17 protein-coding genes and 1 riboswitch are annotated in these 17101 nt (G+C 43.3%); of the genes, 16 read left to right on the top strand and 1 reads right to left on the bottom strand.

Features of this window, described 5'->3' with window-relative positions:
- Window positions 1-10: 10 nt before the first annotated feature.
- The 7 genes from Q4591_RS10345 to Q4591_RS10315 all read left to right on the top strand — a co-directional run bounded on the left by Q4591_RS10345 (window position 11) and on the right by Q4591_RS10315 (window position 8720).
- Complete coding sequence (locus Q4591_RS10345) at window positions 11-2866, top strand: formate dehydrogenase subunit alpha (RefSeq protein ID WP_303460947.1); 2856 nt, start codon at window positions 11-13, stop codon at window positions 2864-2866.
- A gap of 28 nt (window positions 2867-2894) precedes the next feature.
- Complete coding sequence (gene fdh3B / locus Q4591_RS10340; protein ID WP_102476477.1) at window positions 2895-3464, top strand: formate dehydrogenase FDH3 subunit beta; 570 nt, start codon at window positions 2895-2897, stop codon at window positions 3462-3464.
- A gap of 74 nt (window positions 3465-3538) precedes the next feature.
- Window positions 3539-4522, top strand: a complete 984-nt coding sequence (locus tag Q4591_RS10335) for a formate dehydrogenase subunit gamma (protein WP_303460945.1) — start codon at window positions 3539-3541, stop codon at window positions 4520-4522.
- A gap of 319 nt (window positions 4523-4841) precedes the next feature.
- Window positions 4842-6179: a coproporphyrinogen III oxidase family protein gene (locus tag Q4591_RS10330; protein ID WP_303412850.1), complete on the top strand. Its 1338-nt coding sequence runs from the start codon at window positions 4842-4844 to the stop codon at window positions 6177-6179.
- A gap of 171 nt (window positions 6180-6350) precedes the next feature.
- Window positions 6351-7205, top strand: a complete 855-nt coding sequence (locus Q4591_RS10325) for a PfkB family carbohydrate kinase (RefSeq protein WP_303461016.1) — start codon at window positions 6351-6353, stop codon at window positions 7203-7205.
- Window positions 7206-7600: 395 nt separating this feature from the next.
- On the top strand, window positions 7601-8311 hold the full coding sequence (locus tag Q4591_RS10320) for an MOSC domain-containing protein (protein ID WP_303460943.1): 711 nt from the start codon (window positions 7601-7603) through the stop codon (window positions 8309-8311).
- 49 nt (window positions 8312-8360) lie between these two features.
- Window positions 8361-8720, top strand: a complete 360-nt coding sequence (locus Q4591_RS10315) for a DUF4870 domain-containing protein (protein WP_102435982.1) — start codon at window positions 8361-8363, stop codon at window positions 8718-8720.
- A 95-nt stretch (window positions 8721-8815) separates the two neighbouring features.
- On the opposite strand, the gene Q4591_RS10310 is transcribed toward Q4591_RS10315, so the two are convergent.
- Window positions 8816-10465 carry an electron transfer flavoprotein-ubiquinone oxidoreductase gene (locus tag Q4591_RS10310; protein WP_102531517.1) on the bottom strand — a complete coding sequence of 550 codons (1650 nt, stop codon included), beginning with the start codon at window positions 10463-10465 and terminating at the stop codon, window positions 8816-8818.
- Window positions 10466-10673: 208 nt separating this feature from the next.
- A riboswitch (molybdenum cofactor riboswitch) is annotated at window positions 10674-10807 on the top strand.
- On the opposite strand from Q4591_RS10310, the gene moaA reads away from it, so the two are divergent.
- The 9 genes from moaA (at window position 10795) to Q4591_RS10265 (ending at window position 17097) form a co-directional block, all read left to right on the top strand.
- On the top strand, window positions 10795-11775 hold the full coding sequence (moaA, locus tag Q4591_RS10305) for a GTP 3',8-cyclase MoaA (protein WP_102476472.1): 981 nt from the start codon (window positions 10795-10797) through the stop codon (window positions 11773-11775). Its footprint overlaps the riboswitch before it by 13 nt.
- Before the next feature lie 64 nt (window positions 11776-11839).
- The gene (gene moaC / locus Q4591_RS10300) at window positions 11840-12322 is read left to right on the top strand and encodes a cyclic pyranopterin monophosphate synthase MoaC (protein WP_102476471.1); all 483 of its coding nucleotides are present in this window, start codon (window positions 11840-11842) and stop codon (window positions 12320-12322) included.
- A gap of 111 nt (window positions 12323-12433) precedes the next feature.
- On the top strand, window positions 12434-12682 hold the full coding sequence (gene moaD / locus Q4591_RS10295) for a molybdopterin synthase sulfur carrier subunit (RefSeq protein ID WP_076541374.1): 249 nt from the start codon (window positions 12434-12436) through the stop codon (window positions 12680-12682).
- A 2-nt stretch (window positions 12683-12684) separates the two neighbouring features.
- Entirely contained in the window at window positions 12685-13161 is a 477-nt protein-coding gene (gene moaE / locus Q4591_RS10290) for a molybdopterin synthase catalytic subunit MoaE (RefSeq protein WP_102476470.1), read from the top strand.
- A gap of 14 nt (window positions 13162-13175) precedes the next feature.
- A complete protein-coding gene (gene modA / locus Q4591_RS10285; RefSeq protein WP_303460942.1) occupies window positions 13176-14030 on the top strand; it encodes a molybdate ABC transporter substrate-binding protein in 855 nt (284 codons plus the stop codon).
- 3 nt (window positions 14031-14033) lie between these two features.
- Window positions 14034-14714 carry a molybdate ABC transporter permease subunit gene (gene modB, locus Q4591_RS10280; RefSeq protein WP_303460940.1) on the top strand — a complete coding sequence of 227 codons (681 nt, stop codon included), beginning with the start codon at window positions 14034-14036 and terminating at the stop codon, window positions 14712-14714.
- Window positions 14695-15801 (top strand): ABC transporter ATP-binding protein, encoded by a 1107-nt coding sequence (locus Q4591_RS10275; RefSeq protein WP_303460939.1) that lies wholly within the window; start codon window positions 14695-14697, stop codon window positions 15799-15801. Before modB ends, Q4591_RS10275 begins: the two co-directional genes overlap by 20 nt.
- A gap of 82 nt (window positions 15802-15883) precedes the next feature.
- The gene (locus Q4591_RS10270; protein WP_303412836.1) at window positions 15884-16408 is read left to right on the top strand and encodes a PepSY domain-containing protein; all 525 of its coding nucleotides are present in this window, start codon (window positions 15884-15886) and stop codon (window positions 16406-16408) included.
- 11 nt (window positions 16409-16419) lie between these two features.
- Window positions 16420-17097 carry a response regulator transcription factor gene (locus Q4591_RS10265; RefSeq protein ID WP_303460938.1) on the top strand — a complete coding sequence of 226 codons (678 nt, stop codon included), beginning with the start codon at window positions 16420-16422 and terminating at the stop codon, window positions 17095-17097.
- The last annotated feature ends 4 nt before the right edge of the window (window positions 17098-17101 follow it).

Raw genomic sequence — 17101 nt, 5'->3', positions numbered from 1 at the left:
GAAATAAGCGATGAAGTTAACTCGCAAGTCTACAGCAGCACCTAAAGCTGCTAGCAAGTCGCTCGGTATCAACCGTCGTCAATTTATGAAGAATGCAGGTATTGCTACTGGTGGTATCGCCGCTGCTTCATTAATGGGCACTGGCATGATGCGTCGAGCTGAAGCAAAAGAAATTGCTCATGATGCACCAACTGAAATCAAACGTACTGTATGTTCTGCATGTGCAGTTGGTTGTGGTTTATACGCTGAAGTACAAAATGGCGTTTGGACAGGTCAAGAACCTGCATTCGATCACCCATTTAACGCTGGTGGACATTGTGCTAAAGGTGCTGCATTACGTGAACATGGTCACGGTGAGAAGCGTCTTAAATACCCAATGAAATTGGTTGATGGCAAGTGGAAGAAACTATCTTGGGAGCAAGCTTACAACGAAGTTGGCGACAAGATGCAAGATATCCGTGAAGAGTCAGGTCCTGATTCAGTTTACTTCATGGGTAGTGCTAAGTTCTCGAACGAAGGTTGTTACATGTACCGTAAATTTGCGGCTATGTGGGGCACAAACAACATCGATCACTCTGCACGTATTTGTCACTCTACCACTGTAGCTGGTGTTGCAAACACTTGGGGCTATGGTGCGCAAACTAACTCTTTCAATGATATCCAGAATGCAAATGCAATCTTCTTCATCGGTGCAAACCCGGCTGAAGCGCATCCAGTTGCAATGCAGCATATCTTATTAGCGAAAGAGAAAAACAACGCGAAAATCATCGTTGTTGATCCTCGTTTCTCACGTACTGCCGCGCACGCTGACCTACATTGTGGTCTTCGTCCTGGTACTGATATTCCATTCATTTACGGTATGCTATGGCACATCTTTGAAAATGGTTGGGAAGACAAGACGTTCATCAAAGAACGTGTTTTCGAAATGGAATCAATTCGCGAAGAAGTGAAAAAATTCCCGCCTAAAGAAGTTGCTGATGTAACTGGCTGTAGCGAAGAAGAAGTTTACCAAGCTGCGAAAATGATGGCAGATAACCGTCCAGGTACTGTTGTTTGGTGTATGGGTGGTACTCAGCATCACGTAGGTAATGCTAACACTCGTGCTTACTGTATCCTTCAATTAGCCCTTGGTAACATGGGTGTATCTGGTGGCGGAACAAACATTTTCCGTGGTCACGATAACGTACAGGGTGCAACTGACTTAGGTTTGTTATTTGATAACTTACCAGGTTACTACGGTCTAACTTCAGGCGCTTGGGATCACTGGACTAACGTTTGGGATCTTGAAAAATCTTGGGTTAGCAACCGTTTCGACCAAGGTACTTACTTAGGTCGCGACCCAATGACCACTCCTGGTATTCCTTGTTCTCGCTGGCACGATGGTGTGTTAGAAGAGAAGGGTAAACTAGCGCAGAATGACAACATCCGTATGGCATTCTTCTGGGGTCAATCTGTTAACACTGAAACTCGTCAAAGCGAAGTGCGTGATGCATTAGATAAGATGGACACAGTTGTTGTTGTGGATCCATTCCCAACTATGGCGGGTGTTATGCATCGTCGTCAGAACGGTGTTTACTTGCTTCCAGCTGCGACTCAGTTCGAAACTGAAGGTTCAGTATCTAACTCTGGCCGTAGTCAGCAGTGGCGTGAAAAGGTTATCGAGCCTTTATTCGAATCAAAAACTGACCTTGAGATCATGTACCGTCTATCTCAAAAGCTTGGTTTTGCAGAGCAATACACTAAACGTATCGCTAAAGATGCCAATGACATCCTAGTTATTGAAGACATCACTCGCGAAATCAACCGCGGTATGTGGACTATTGGTATGACAGGTCAAAGCCCTGAGCGTATCAAACAGCACACCCAAAACTGGGGCACGTTCAGCAACAAGACTCTTGAAGCTGCTGGCGGACCTGCTAAAGGCGAAACTTACGGTTTACCTTGGCCTTGTTGGGGTACGCCAGAGCAGAAGCACCCTGGTACTCAAATCCTGTATAACACAAGCAAACACGTTAAAGACGGTGGTGGTAACTTCCGTGCACGTTACGGTGTTGAATACAAAGGTGAGAACATTCTTGCTGATGGCAGCTTCTCTAAAGGCGCTGAAATCACTGATGGTTACCCAGAGTTCTCTGCACAAATGCTTAAGCAATTAGGCTGGTGGGACGAACTAACAGCTGAAGAAAAAGCATCAGCTGAAGGTAAGAACTGGAAAACCGATCTATTAGGCGGCATCGTACGTGTTGCTGTTAAGCATGGTTGTATTCCATTCGGTAACGCTAAAGCGCGTTGTATCGTTTGGACTTTCCCAGATATCGTACCTATTCACCGTGAGCCGTTATACACATCTCGTCGTGATCTTGTGTCTAAGTACCCAACTTACGATGATATGCAAGTACATCGCTTACCAACTCTTTACAAGTCAATCCAAGAGAAAGACACGTCAGCTAAGTACCCATTAGTACTGACTTCTGGTCGTTTGGTTGAGTATGAAGGTGGTGGTGAAGAGTCTCGTTCTAACCCTTGGCTTGCAGAGCTTCAACAAGAAATGTTTGTTGAAATGAACCCTGCTGATGCCGCAGATCGCAGTCTACGTGACGGTGATACTGTTTGGTTAGAAGGTGCTGAAGGTGGCCGTATTAAGATTAAAGTTATGGTTACTCCACGCGTTAAACCAGGTGTTACTTGGATGCCTTACCACTTTGCGGGTGTTATGCATGGCGAAAGCTTAGCAGCTAACTACCCAGAAGGTACTGTTCCTTACGTAATAGGTGAGTCTTGTAACACTGCAATGACTTACGGTTATGACCCTGTGACACAAATGCAGGAAACTAAGGCATCGCTTTGTCAGGTAGAGAAAGCGTAACAGCAGTTTAAGCTAGGAGAATTGCCGAATGGCTACAATGAAATTTTTATGTGATACCAAGCGCTGCATCGAATGTAATGGTTGTGTCACAGCTTGTAAAAACGAAAACGACTCTGCTTTAGAGTGGGGAATTCAACGTCGTCGCGTAGTGACTATCAATGACGGTCAACCAGGTGAAGCGTCTATCTCAGTGGCATGTATGCACTGTAGTGATGCACCTTGTATGGCTGTTTGTCCTGCAAACTGTTTCTACAAAACTGAAGACGGTATCGTACTGCACGATAAAGATACTTGTATCGGTTGTGGTTACTGTTTATATGCATGTCCATTTGGAGCGCCTCAGTTCCCTCAAGGCGGCGCTTTTGGTGCTCGCGGTAAGATGGACAAGTGTACTTTCTGTGCTGGTGGCCCAGAAGCTGATCACTCTAATGAAGAGCGTCAGAAATATGGTGCTAACCGTGTTGCAGAAGGCAAGCTTCCAATGTGTGCTGAGCTTTGTTCAACCAAAGCCCTACTTGCTGGTGATGCAGAAATCGTTTCTGCTATCTTCCGTGAGCGTGTGGCTTATCGCGGTTCTAACAAGGCTATTTGGGGTTAATCTCCAGCTGAGTTAGTAAGCATAGCTATGATGCCCAAGGTCACTTGGGCATCAAGCAGCATAGAGGAAGTATTATGAACAAGTGGTTCAAACAAATAGGCATTGCAGTTGCACTGGTATTCAGTGTGATCACATTTGCCCATGCAAGTGGTGAGCAACCGACAACAGCGCAAGACAGCAATGTTCAAATTTGGACACAGCTTAAAGACGGTGTTGAAGGGCGTACTACTTCAACCAGCGAGTTCCATGCACAGCCTATCAATACTTATGATATGCGTGTATTTCAACTCCGTAGTGACTTACTAGCGCCTGCGTTAATGGCGGCGTTATTTGGCATGATCATCATCTTCTTACTGTTTATCAAGATAAACGGTATTTCTAAGCTTCACGGTGGTTTCACCGGCAAGATGGTGTATCGCTGGTCTAAATTTGATGTCTCAATTCACTGGCTAGGTGCGATCCCTTGCTTGTTATTGATACTGACAGGTTTAGTACTATTGGCTGGCCGTTATTTCTTCCAACCGTATATTAGTGAAGGTATGTGGTCTAATTTAGTCTACGTTGCTAAAGAAGTTCACGACTATATGGCTATCCCATTCATGTTGGGTTGGGTGTTAATGGTAGTGCTTTGGGCTAAAAACCAAATGCCAAAAATGTACGACCTTAAGTGGATGATGGTGGTTGGTGGTTACATTAACTTCGGTCCATTTAAAGGTAAGCACCCTGATGCGGGCTTTGCTAATGCGGGTGAAAAACTGTGGTTTTGGGCATTCGCATTGTTTGGTTTATTCATCTCAGTATCAGGAATGTTATTACTGTTCCCGAACTTATTTGAACCAAGCCGTACCTTAAGCTTAATTGCGTTAGTTATTCACTCAGTGAGCGCTATCGTGATTTGTGCCTTCTCAATCGTGCATATCTTCATGGCAACTGCTATGTCAGAAGGTGGTATGGATTGTATGGTTTCAGGTTACTGTGATGAGCAGTGGGCGAAACAGCATCACAACCTTTGGTATGATGAAATTAAAGCGAATGGCGAGTTAAAATATAAAGACTAATAGGTCTGCAGTATTTTTAGCTAAAGCTTAAAAAGCGCCTCCAATGACTTCGGTTTTGGAGGTGTTTTTATTTCGGCTTTAGGTTAACCGTGTTTTAACAAAACTTTTTATCATTTTTAACAATGTGATACCTTATATTAGCTATTGGTTATTTAAGCACTCCTAATTTGTGATCGTGGCGGTAAAAATCGACAGATTTGGTTGTTTTTAACTGATAACTTCTAGATAGTTAACATCCTTGTAGCGTATGTCGAAATTTTCTACTTGAGTAGCAACTCATTAGCGTTGCTTGCGAGCCCCTTTTTAACTAGGAATTGCCATGTCATCAATTATCCGTCCATCAGATACCATTATCCAATCACCTTATCAGGCCAATATCACCACGCCAGATTGGATGATAAATGCGATGGAAAAAGTGATGCAATTTTACGTTGATCGTAATTTGCGTTTAGACACGGTTTCAGCGGAAATGATGCCAGCGCCAGTAGAAGGTAAAAAGTACATGCTGTATGCTCATGTACCTTTTTGTCATACCTTGTGTTCATACTGTACTTTCCATCGTTTCTTATTTAATGAAGATAAAGCTCGTCGCTATTTCGTGTCTTTACGCAAAGAAATGGATATGGTTAAAAACCTCGGTTACGACTTTGAATCTATGTATATCGGCGGCGGCACCACCACGGTATTAGAAGATGAATTGGCTCGTACCATCGAGCATGCTAAAACCCTATTCCCGAATATTAAAGAGGTATCGTGTGAATCCGATCCTCAGCACTTAGACAGCCCTGGCTTTAAGCAGTTAGAAGGCTTAGTCGATCGTATGTCTATTGGTGTGCAAAGCTTTAATGATGACATTTTAGCGATGACAGACCGCATTGAGAAATTCGGTACCGGTCAGCAAACATTTGATAAAATTATGGCGGCAAAAGAGCTGTTCCCGATTATCAATGTTGATTTGATTTTTGGTTTCCGCGGTCAAACCGATGAAGTTATTCAGCATGATTTAGATATGGCGTCTAAGCTAGACCCTCGCCAAATTACTACTTATCCATTGATGATTACCCACCAAACTCGTAAGAGTGTTAAGGGTAAACTGGCTGCGCCACACGGTGATATGGCACGTCAGTATCGTCAAATTCTTAATACCTTAAATGGTCAATATACTCAGCTATCTGGTTGGGCATTTGGTAAAGCGCAGAACGAAGGCTTTGATGAGTATGTTATTGATTATGATGAATACTTAGGCGTAGGTTCAGGTTCATTTAGTTTCTTAGATGACACCTTATACGTGAATACCTTCTCGCTTAAAAAATACCAAGAGCGCATTGCCAATGGCAAAATGGGTGTCGAGCAACAAAAGCAATATGGCAAGAAAGAAGTGATGCAATATCGCTTCTTACTGGGCATGTTCTCTGGTCGTTTATCACGTAAGTATTTCCGTGAAACCTTCGGCGTTAACTTAGATACCGCATTGTTTAAAGAAATGGCCTCAATGAGAGCCATAGGTGCAATTAAAAATGACCCGAACGATCCTGATAACCTCATTTGGACCGATAACGGTAAAATGATGGGCTTATTGATGATGAAAGAATTTTATTCAGGCATGGATAATGTTCGCGCTCAATTACGTAAACCCTTGCAAGCCGCTGATATGTAAGCGCCCCAAGCTTGAGAAATAAGTTAATGAAAGGCAGTGACCATGGTCACTGCCTTTTTTGTTATTTGCAGTATACTGATTTTGAATGCATCATCACTGTCCCACCATCCTCGTCATTTTTATCATGATGATTTTGGTGCATTGGACATTGGATTGTTAAAAGAGACCGCTATGGCTAATATTTTACTGCTTGCCAACATTAACTGTGACCGCTTACTGGAATTAGATAAACCGCTGCAAACCGGAGGTCGCTTTCATTATCAAGATGGCGGCTTACGGCTCGGTGGCGGTGGTGCTAATACCGGCATCGGTTTGGTATGGGCTGGGCACAATGTCTCGTTAGTGAGCCAAGTGGGCTCTGACAAGATAGGTAATTGGATTTTGGCTCAAGCCAGCACCAAGGGGCTAGATTGCCGCTTAGTGGAACGCTTTGATGGCGCAACCTGTGAAATGTTATTGGTGATGACGCCCGATGGTGAACGCACTATTATCCGCCCACAAAGACCCCTATTTGAACTAAGCACGCCGCCAAGCTGGCGACAATGGGATGCCCTATACACTAACTCATCAGCTAAAGGCATTAGTCAATGGACCGCATCAGCCCTTGATCATTGCTTGGTCGTATCGCAGTTAGCTAAAGATGAGCGGGTACGACCATGCCATATTTTAATTGCTTCAATTACCGATATGCATGGCCGCTGTGATGACAATAAGTGGGATTTTGCCGCTAAAATTGCCGGTGAGTCATTGCAATACTTTGTGGTCACCGATGGCGAGAATGGGGCGATAGCCTATAGTGCCAATGAACAGTTTCATGTACCAGCAGTAACAGCGCAAGTGTTAGATACTACAGGGGCTGGAGATGCCTTTGCCGCAGGCTTAATCCATTATTTATGCCAGCAAAAAGCCATTACCCAAGCCATGGAAGAAGGGGCAAGATGGGCCGCCATTGCCGTGGCTACTGCCAGCTCAGTCCCAGGAGATGCGCTGCAGCATTATCTTCAATCAAAAAAACATAGTGAGTAACTGAAATTAACTCAGTTTAAATAGTGGGCGAATATTTTAGGCTAATTGCTGTTAGTTATCATTTTACTGTCGCCTCAGGTCATATTCTTATCATAAAAGTGTCGTTGTTCTGTCATGTGAGACGATTATTATGACAAGGTAACTTATTGAACAGGATGCTTTATATGGCTTTTTGTTGAAAAAGTTTCTTCCATTTCTGGGATACGTTAATGCCCAATGTAATTTGAAAGATTTATGCCCCTGCAATCTCCCCATTTGCAGGGGCTTTTTGTTTAGCATCGCTCTTTTGTGTTAGGGCTAAAAATGCGCTTTGAAAATTCCCTATAGTAAGCACTGCTATAAGCCTGCTATATTCTTAAATAATCCAATCCCTTGTTAATTAAGAGTTACTGCTCATGGATGCTCAGTTGCTGGTTAAAAAAATTTCCGCTTTATATCAAGGAGAACAAGTTAGTGCTCTTGGTGATCAGACGCACCTTATTGATAGTGGCATTAACAATAAACAACTCGCCCAAACCCTTATCGTCTCCAAGCTGGGCGTAACAGGCGATGGCCAAGCAGATCCACAGCATCATGGCGGCAGCGATCGGGTACTGCATCACTTTCCTCGAGAGCATTATGGCCAATATCGTCGTTGGGATTTAATGGCAGGTTTTAAAGATGCGCCTGCCATGGGCGAAAATATCAGTAGCGTTGGCTTAGATGAATCACAGGTCAATATTGGCGATATTATTCAAATTGGCACTACGCTATTGCAAGTCACCCAGCCTCGTTCGCCCTGTTTTAAGCTTAACTTACAGTTTGGTCACCCTCAATTTGCCCTTGCTATGCAACAAACTGCGATGTGTGGTTGGTTTTATAAAGTCTTGCAACAAGGTGAAATTAACGCTGGTGATAGCATTTATTTAGTCGAGCGAAAATCGAATATCTCTATTGCTGAGGCGATGAAAATTTACTTTCTAGCAGAAGTGAATATCGAACAATATTCGACTCTGTTGCACTGTGAAGGGTTAGCGCAAACTTGGGTTGCTAGCTTACAAAAACGAATTCAAACGCAAACAATAGAGAACTGGCATTACCGTTTATATGGGCCAGCGCAAAACTAGAAACAGCGACATCAAAATCAAATCAGTAATATAAATAATAGGGAAAATCATGAGTGATTCAGTGGATACAGTAGAAAAAGAAGCACGTAATATGGGCTTGTTGGTGTATGCGGCAAGTTTTGCTGGTTATATTATTCCACTGGGCAGCATTATTGGACCACTAATCGTGTGGTTGATGAAACGTGATGAATTTAAATTTGTTGATGAGTGCGGGAAAAACTGTCTCAACTTTAAATTGAGTTTACTCATTTATGCCATCGTTAGTTCTATTTTAGCCTTTATTGGTATTGGCTTTATATTGCTTATTCTTTTAGGGTTGATGGATATCATTTGTACCATTATTGCCATCATCAGGGCAGGCGAAGGTATCGCATATCGCTATCCATTAACGATTAACTTCATAAAGTAATGACGTTGAAAATCACTTAGAGCCTATTGCTTGCAACAAAAAGCCGCATTGTTTATATGCGGCTTTTTAGTGGCTGAAACACATCTAAATAAGGATTACATGTTCGGGTAGTTTGGACCACCGCCACCTTCAGGGGTGACCCAAGTGATATTTTGACTTGGATCTTTAATATCGCATGTTTTGCAGTGAATACAATTTTGCGCATTAATCACAAACTTGTTTTCAGCGCCTTCAGAGACCACTTCATACACGCCAGCAGGGCAGTAACGCTGAGCTGGCTCGTTGAACTTAACTAGGTTTACCGCGATAGGAATCGTAGGGTCTTTTAAATGTAAATGACACTGCTGATCTTCTTCATGGTAAGTATTAGATAGGTAAACTGACGATAATTTATCGAAGCTTAATTTGCCATCAGGTTTAGGGTACTGAATTTCTTTGAAGTCTTTAGCTAAGCCCATTTCAGCATGATCTGGAGCTTCATCACGTAAGGTGATTGGAAATTTACCGCCGAACCAGTTTTGGTCGATATAGTTAAATGCACCGCCAAGGTAAGTACCAAACTTATGTAAAGCAGGGCCAAAATTGCGTGATTTAACCAGCTCTTCATGGAGCCAGCTTTTTTCTATGCGCGTTTGGAAACAATCTAAATCTTTACCTGCTTCAACCCCAGCCATTAATGCTTCCGCTAAGGTTTCTGCAGCGACAATACCGCTCTTCATTGCAGTATGGGTGCCTTTAATTTTGGCAAAGTTTAGCGTACCAGCATCACAACCAATTAATAAGCCGCCAGGAAAGCTCATTTTAGGTAATGAGTTAAGCCCACCTTTTGCAATCGCTCTAGCGCCATAAGTAATACGTTCACCACCCGATAAGGTTTGTGCGATAACAGGATGTTGTTTATAACGCTGAAATTCATCGAACGGACTGATGTGAGGGTTTTTATAGTTAAGGTCGATAATCAGTCCAACTGCCACTTGGTTATCTTCCATGTGGTATAAGAAGCCGCCACCAGATGCACCATCATTTAAGGGCCAGCCACCTGTGTGTACCACTTTACCTTGCTGATGCTGTTCAGCAGGGATTTTCCACATTTCCTTAAAGCCTAAGCCGTAATGCTGTGGTGTTTTACCATTATCTAAATGATATTTTGCAATTAACTCTTTACCTAAATGACCACGACAACCTTCTGAAAACACCGTGTATTTAGCGTGAAGTTCCATGCCCGGCATATAGCTGTCTTTAGGCTGACCATCAATGCCAACACCCATATCGCCAATTAAAATACCTTTAACGCTATTATCGGTATTGTAAAGTACCTCACTGGCCGCAAAACCAGGGAAAATTTCTACCCCTAATGCTTCAGCGCGCTCAGCTAACCAGCGAGCGAGGTTACCGACACTGATGATGTAGTTGCCATCATTGTGCATGGTTTTTGGTACTAAGCTATTGGACATAAGCTGAGATTTACTATCAGAGCTCAATAGGTAGATTTCATCGTGAGAGACTTTAGTATTAAGTGGAATGTCTGAATCGCGCCAATCAGAGAATAGCTCATCCAATACCGTTGGTTCAAATACGGCACCGGACAGAATATGAGCGCCGACTTCAGATCCTTTCTCAACCACGCAGACAGTCATTTCCTTGCCTGCATCTTGTGATATTTGCATTAATCGACAAGCAGTCGCGAGTCCGGCAGGGCCAGCACCAACGATAACTACGTCGAATTCCATTGATTCGCGTTCCATCATTTCACCTTAGTTCTTAATTTCCCGTTTTTTGGCGGGTTTGTTATTTTTTTGTTTTACTCACCTTACCTTAAAATTGCTAAAGGTCACAGTAGCAAGTGAGATTTTAAGCTCGTGAGCTGGCTCGCAAATATTTACAGATTTTTGACTAACTGGGACAAAATGTCATAAAAAGATACTGATTCGAGCGAATTTAGGCCTATAATTAAGTCTGACGGTTCTCCGAGCTTTATGTCCTACGTCCACAGATATGGATATTTAGCCGTGGTAATTATGCCACCGGGGTCAGCAAAGAAATGCGCTTACCTCCCACACTTGGAAAGGTTAACATGTCCCAATTACAAGACAGTTTCGGTCGAAGGTTTCACTATTTGCGAATGTCAGTCACTGATGTTTGTAACTTCAAATGCACCTATTGCCTCCCAGATGGTTACAGACCTGATGGCAAACCTAAGTTTCTCGCGTTAAATGAAATTGAAAATTTAGTGGCAGCTTTTGGTGAAGTAGGCACCCAAAAAATCCGCATCACCGGTGGTGAGCCAACCTTACGTAAAGATTTCACAGATATCATTCGTATCGTTGCAGACAATGACAATATCAAAACCATTGCTACCACCACTAATGGCTATCGTCTCGAGAAAAATGCCAAAGAATGGTATGACGCCGGACTTAGACGCATCAATGTGTCGGTTGATAGCTTAGATCCTAAGATGTTTTATCAAATCACTGGTGAGAACAAATTTGATGAAGTCATGCGTGGCATTGATGCTGCACTTGATGCAGGTTTTGAGCGAATCAAAATCAATGCAGTCTTACTCAAAGGGCTTAATGATAAAGATTTGCCCCGTTTTCTGCAGTGGATAAAGAATACGCCGATTGATTTGCGTTTTATCGAACTGATGGAAACAGGCTTAGGCCATGATTATTTCAACGCTCATCATCTAGCTGGACTCGATATTAAGTTAAAACTTGAGTCAGAAGGTTGGTTATATGATCTTCCTGATGTAGATGATGGTCCTGCGCAAAATTTCAGTCACCCAGATTACCAAGGTCGTATAGGGCTTATCATGCCTTATGCGAAGAACTTCTGTGCCAGCTGTAACCGTTTACGAGTGTCGGCCAAAGGTAAATTGCATTTGTGTTTATTTACCGAAACCGGTCTGGACTTACGTGACTTATTGCAACACGAGTCTCAGCGCGCCGAGTTAATTGAGCGCTTACATGGCCAATTAGCCCAGAAAAAAGAAACCCATTATCTCCACCAAGGTATCACGGGTGTCACCAAGCACTTAGCCTCTATTGGCGGTTAAGCTGCTGCGGTTTACTTATATTTGAATAATTTTTTACTCTCAAGATTCTATAAGGCAAGTTAGCATGAGCAATTGTTTTACCCATATCAATGCCGATGGCAATGCCCACATGGTTGATGTCACAGAAAAAAATATCACTGAGCGTGAAGCTCGCGCCGAAGCCTTTATTGATATGGCGCCAAGTACGTTAGAGATGATCATGAGCGGTAGTCACCATAAAGGTGATGTGTTTGCTACTGCGCGTATTGCCGGTATCCAAGCCGCGAAAAAGACCTCAGATCTGATCCCATTATGTCATCCATTAATGCTGACCAAAGTGGAAGTAGACCTTGAAGCGCAGCCAGAACTTAATCGCGTCAGGATCACCAGCTTATGTAAGTTATCAGGTAAGACGGGCGTTGAAATGGAAGCATTAACAGCTGCCTCAGTCGCTGCATTAACCATTTACGATATGTGTAAAGCGGTGCAAAAAGACATGATCATTTCCCAAGTACGTTTACTTGAAAAACGTGGCGGCAAATCAGGTCATTTCCAAGCTGAAGATTAGCCGGCAGCGCTTAACTAGCACTATCACGCTAGTTATCAATGCGAGTTAGCAACATCAGCTATAAAGATAAAATATTAGCCATTTTAAAATTTTGAAAGACGAGAGATTGACATGATCCAGGTCCTTTTTTTTGCACAAGTAAGAGAGTTACTCGGCACCGCTAAAGTAGAAGTTGCTGCTGATGGCGTTAGCAATACTGAACAATTACGCGCAGCCCTAGCCGCTAAAGATGAAAAGTGGGCTAAAGTACTCACCTCAGATAAATTATTAGTTGCCGTTAATCAAACCATGAGTTCATGGGATGCAGCGGTTAAAGATGGCGATGAAGTGGCCTTTTTCCCACCTGTCACTGGAGGCTAACCATGAGCCAAGTGAATACTAAACAAGTGGTGAGAGTGCAAACCGAAGACTTTAATGTCGCCGATGAGTACGCCGCTATTGCACAAGATAACAGTGATGGCGCAGTGGTGACCTTTGCCGGTAAAGTGCGTGACTTTAATGACGGCAGCGCAGTGACTGATCTCACCCTTGAGCATTACCCTGGCATGACTGAAGCGGTATTAGTGCAACTGGCTGAGCAAGCCTATGCTCGCTGGCCGCTGAATTATGTCACAATTATTCACCGTGTTGGCCGTATGGAGCTTGGTGAGCAAATCGTGTTTATCGGTGTTACCAGTGCCCACCGTAAAGCCGCTTTTGCAGCCTGTGAGTTCTTAATCGACTTTTTAAAAACCAAAGCACCATTTTGGAAACTAGAAGCTGGTGAGCAAGGCAATAATTGGGTTGAAGCCCGTGATTCAGATGAGCAAGCAGCCACTATGTGGAATGAATCTAAATAGCATAGGATGCTGACATGATGACGTTAAGCACGATTCGCCGTTGTTTTTCATTGAGTCAAAGGCGTCGAACCGCTTTTATCAGGGCGTTATCTAGCCTAGTGTTATTGGTGTCATTTTCATCGCTGGCGGCCAAACCTCCAGCGATTGCCGCCGCTGCTAATGTTAAATTTGCTCTTGATGAAATTGTTACCAACTTCACTGCCTCAACTGGATTGCCATTAAGAGTATCCTATGGATCTTCGGGTAATTTTGTCGCCCAGATCCAACATGGGGCTCCCTTTGAAATGCTGTTAAGTGCTGATGAGTTTTATGTTCAGCAGCTGCATAAAGCGGGAAAAACAGACTCTGATGGCACCATTTATGCTATTGGTAAGTTAGCCCTAGTTACCCCGAAAAACTCCTCCCTAGTGCTTGATGCTGAGCTTAACGGCTTACAACAGCAGTTAACTGATGGCAAGATTTCCCGCTTTGTTATTGCTAACCCTGCTCACGCGCCTTATGGCGAAAGAGCCAGAAGTTTATTGCAAGCAAAAGGCTTATGGCCGCAGTTAGAGTCTAAAATCATCATGGGCGAAAATGTCTCGCAAGCGGCGCAATTTGCCTTAAGTGGTTCTGCACAAGGTGGCATAGTGGCGCTATCGTTAGCGTCATCTGAGCAGTTTCGCAAAATGGGCAATTATATCGAAATACCCCAGTCGTTATATGAGCCGATTAATCAGCGAATGGTGATGATGCCCAATGCTGGTGCTACCACTCAGCAGTTTTATCAGTATATGCAAACCCAAGCCGCAAAAGATGTACTGCTCAATTATGGTTTTGGTTTTCCTCAGCGTGCTAATTCAAGCGCTTTTATGCAAGTCGAGAATTAATCTATGGATTGGCAATCGTTATGGTTATCAGCCAAGCTGAGTAGCGTTACTGTGCTAATTTTAGTGCCATTGGCCATTGTAGTTGGTCGACTACTGGCTTACCGTCAGTTCAAAGGGAAGTCATGGGTTGAAGCGTTAATCATGGTGCCCTTAGTGCTGCCTCCCACAGTAATAGGCTATTACTTACTGGTTGGCCTTGGCAGTCAAAGCCTCATCGGCCAATGGGTTGAGTCACTCTTTGGCGTGCAATTAGTGTTTAACTTCTCCGGTTTAGTTATTGCCTCTATTTTAGTCAATATTCCCTTTGCAGTGCAGCCAATCCAGCGGGCATTTGAAACTATCCCTCACGATATTCCTGATGCCGCCGCCTGTTGTGGCATGAGTTGGTGGCGAATTTTTGTCAAAATTGAGCTACCGATGATTTGGCCTGGGGTGTTAACCGCAGTGGTGCTGTGTTTTTCCCATGTGCTGGGTGAATTTGGTGTAGTGCTAATGTTAGGCGGTAATATTGCCGGTGAAACCAAAACCATATCTATTGCCATCTACGACAGTGTGCAGGCCTTTGATTTTGAAGCGGCTGGTACCATGTCGTTAGTGTTATTGGTCTTTGCCGTTAGTGTCTTGGCAATCACCACCAGTCTTTCAAGGCGTTTAGGAGGCGAGCATGCCAATCCGCAACGTTGATTTACATTGCCATATTTCCCAACAAGCACCGATCCCGTTAGAGGCTGACTTTAGTTGTAAAGCGGGAGAAGTATTAGCCGTCGTTGGCCCTTCAGGTGGTGGTAAAACCACCTTGCTGCGAATGATTGCGGGCTTAGGTTCAGCTCAACAAGGAGCGATTCAAAGTGGAGATAAAACTTGGTTTTGTCATCAGAAGCGCATCAATTTATCGCCGCAGCAACGTCATATCGGCTACGTGCCACAACACTTTGGTTTGTTTCCGCACTTAACGGCACTGGATAATGTTATTTCTGGGCTCGATCATATTCCAAAGCATGAGCGTAAAGCCCGTGCGTTAGATTGGTTAGAGCGAGTTAATTTACATGGCTTGCCGGCACGATTACCGGCGCAGCTTTCGGGTGGGCAGCGCCAGCGAGTCGCCTTAGCCAGGGCGCTTGCCAGAGAGCCGGCAGTTTTATTGCTGGATGAACCCTTTTCTGCGGTGGATAGAGAAACCCGAGAAAGGTTATATATTGAGTTAGCACGGTTAAAATCGCAATTATCAATTCCAGTGATTATGGTGACCCATGATATGAATGAGGCTTTATTACTGGCCGATAAAATGATTTTAATCAGCCAAGGCAAAATGCTCCAGCAAGGTAAACCGTTTGATGTCTTGTCTCATCCTCGCAATGAAACCGTGGCGAGGCAAATGGGCTTACGTAATATCTTTAATGCCCAAGTGTCTGGTCGTGATGAAAAAGCCAATATTACTTGGCTTAAAATGGGCGACCAGATTATTGCTAGCGATAGCGCCCCAGATTGCGAAGTTGGTCAAACCGTACGCTGGGTGATCCCTAATCAGGGCATTCGATTCAGCGCTATTACCAGCGGCCGCCTTTGCCGCAGTATCAATAAACTCGATATCGTGATTGATTCTATGTTGGTGATGGGGGAATCTGTACGTATAAAAGCGCGTATGGCAGGGATTGATGAGACGTTTAATATGGATGTGCCAGCTCACTTAGCGACTAAACTTGAGCTACAACAAGGTTTAGCCACCACAATAGCATTGAAGTCAGAACAAGTTCATATTCTAGAATCATGATCAATTATTAATCTTACAAAGCTTGGGTCTTTTAATCGGCTTAGGTAAAGTAGCTCAATTATCAATGTCTTTTGAGGCTCTCATGTTCCGTATTGTTCTATCATTGCTTGTGGTATTCCCTTCAATGGTGATGGCAACGCCTAGTATGCATACTTTGTTATCTCAAGGTGAGTACGTTGAACCTATTGTGGTGATCCAGCAAGTTGAAATGGATCACAATGGCTTGGTTTCAGCTTTTGATATGGATATTGAAAAAGATCAGTTAATTTATGAAATAGAACTTATCAACCTTGATACAAACGAACTTATAGCGTTTGAATTTGATGCCAAAGATGGCAGCTTGATGAGTAAGAAATTAAGTCATTTTGCCTCAGATGATTTAGACCAAATTAAGGCCGCCAAAGTACTTATTGATCATAAAATGACCTTTACGGATTTGATTAAGTTAGCGACAAAAAATCAATCTGGTTATTTAATTGAAGCAGAACTCGAGCACGATTTGACCATAAGTTATTTAGAATTGAAGCTACTTAATGCGGCCAGTAAGCATACTATTGCTTTTGATATTGAGAATTTACGTCCATTACCCCTACTGCAGTGGGACTAAGGAACAGCACTATGCGAGTATTAATCGTTGAAGATGACGCAACAACATTACAGTATGTTGCAGAGGGTTTTACAGCTCAGCAATACCAAGTCGATACGGCAACCAATGGCCATGATGGCCTGTATAAAGCCAAAAATAATGATTTCGATATTATTATTTTAGACCGAATGCTGCCCCAAATTGATGGGTTAACATTGTTAACCGCGTTGCGTAAAAATGGTAATGAAACCCCAGTGTTAATCTTGTCAGCATTAAGTCATGTGGATGAGCGTGTAAAAGGCTTACGTGCTGGTGGCGATGATTATATGACTAAGCCTTTTGCGTTTGCAGAGTTGCAAGTGCGAGCTGAAAAGTTAATTCAACGCAATGCGCCTGCTTCAAATAGTACCGATCTTGAAGTCGGTAATTTGAAAATGGAGCTACTCACGCGCAAAGTGACCTTAGATGATCATGAACTTATGCTGCAACCTAAAGAATTTCAGTTACTCAAATACTTAATGGAGCATCCCAACAAAGTCATTAGCCGTACGCTATTGTTTGAAGCTGTGTGGGATTACCATTTTGACCCCCGCACCAATGTGATTGATGTACATATCGCTAAGCTACGCCGCAAGTTTGAAGAGTTAGGTCACCCAGAAATTATCGAAACCGTTCGAGGGGCTGGTTATCGCCTCAGTAAAGGGAATTAAACCC

The organism is Shewanella sp. 3_MG-2023 (assembly GCF_030548765.1).
GTDB lineage: Bacteria > Pseudomonadota > Gammaproteobacteria > Enterobacterales > Shewanellaceae > Shewanella.
Note: the sequence above shows the minus strand (reverse complement) of the source record. Positions and strands in the feature narration are given on the sequence as shown.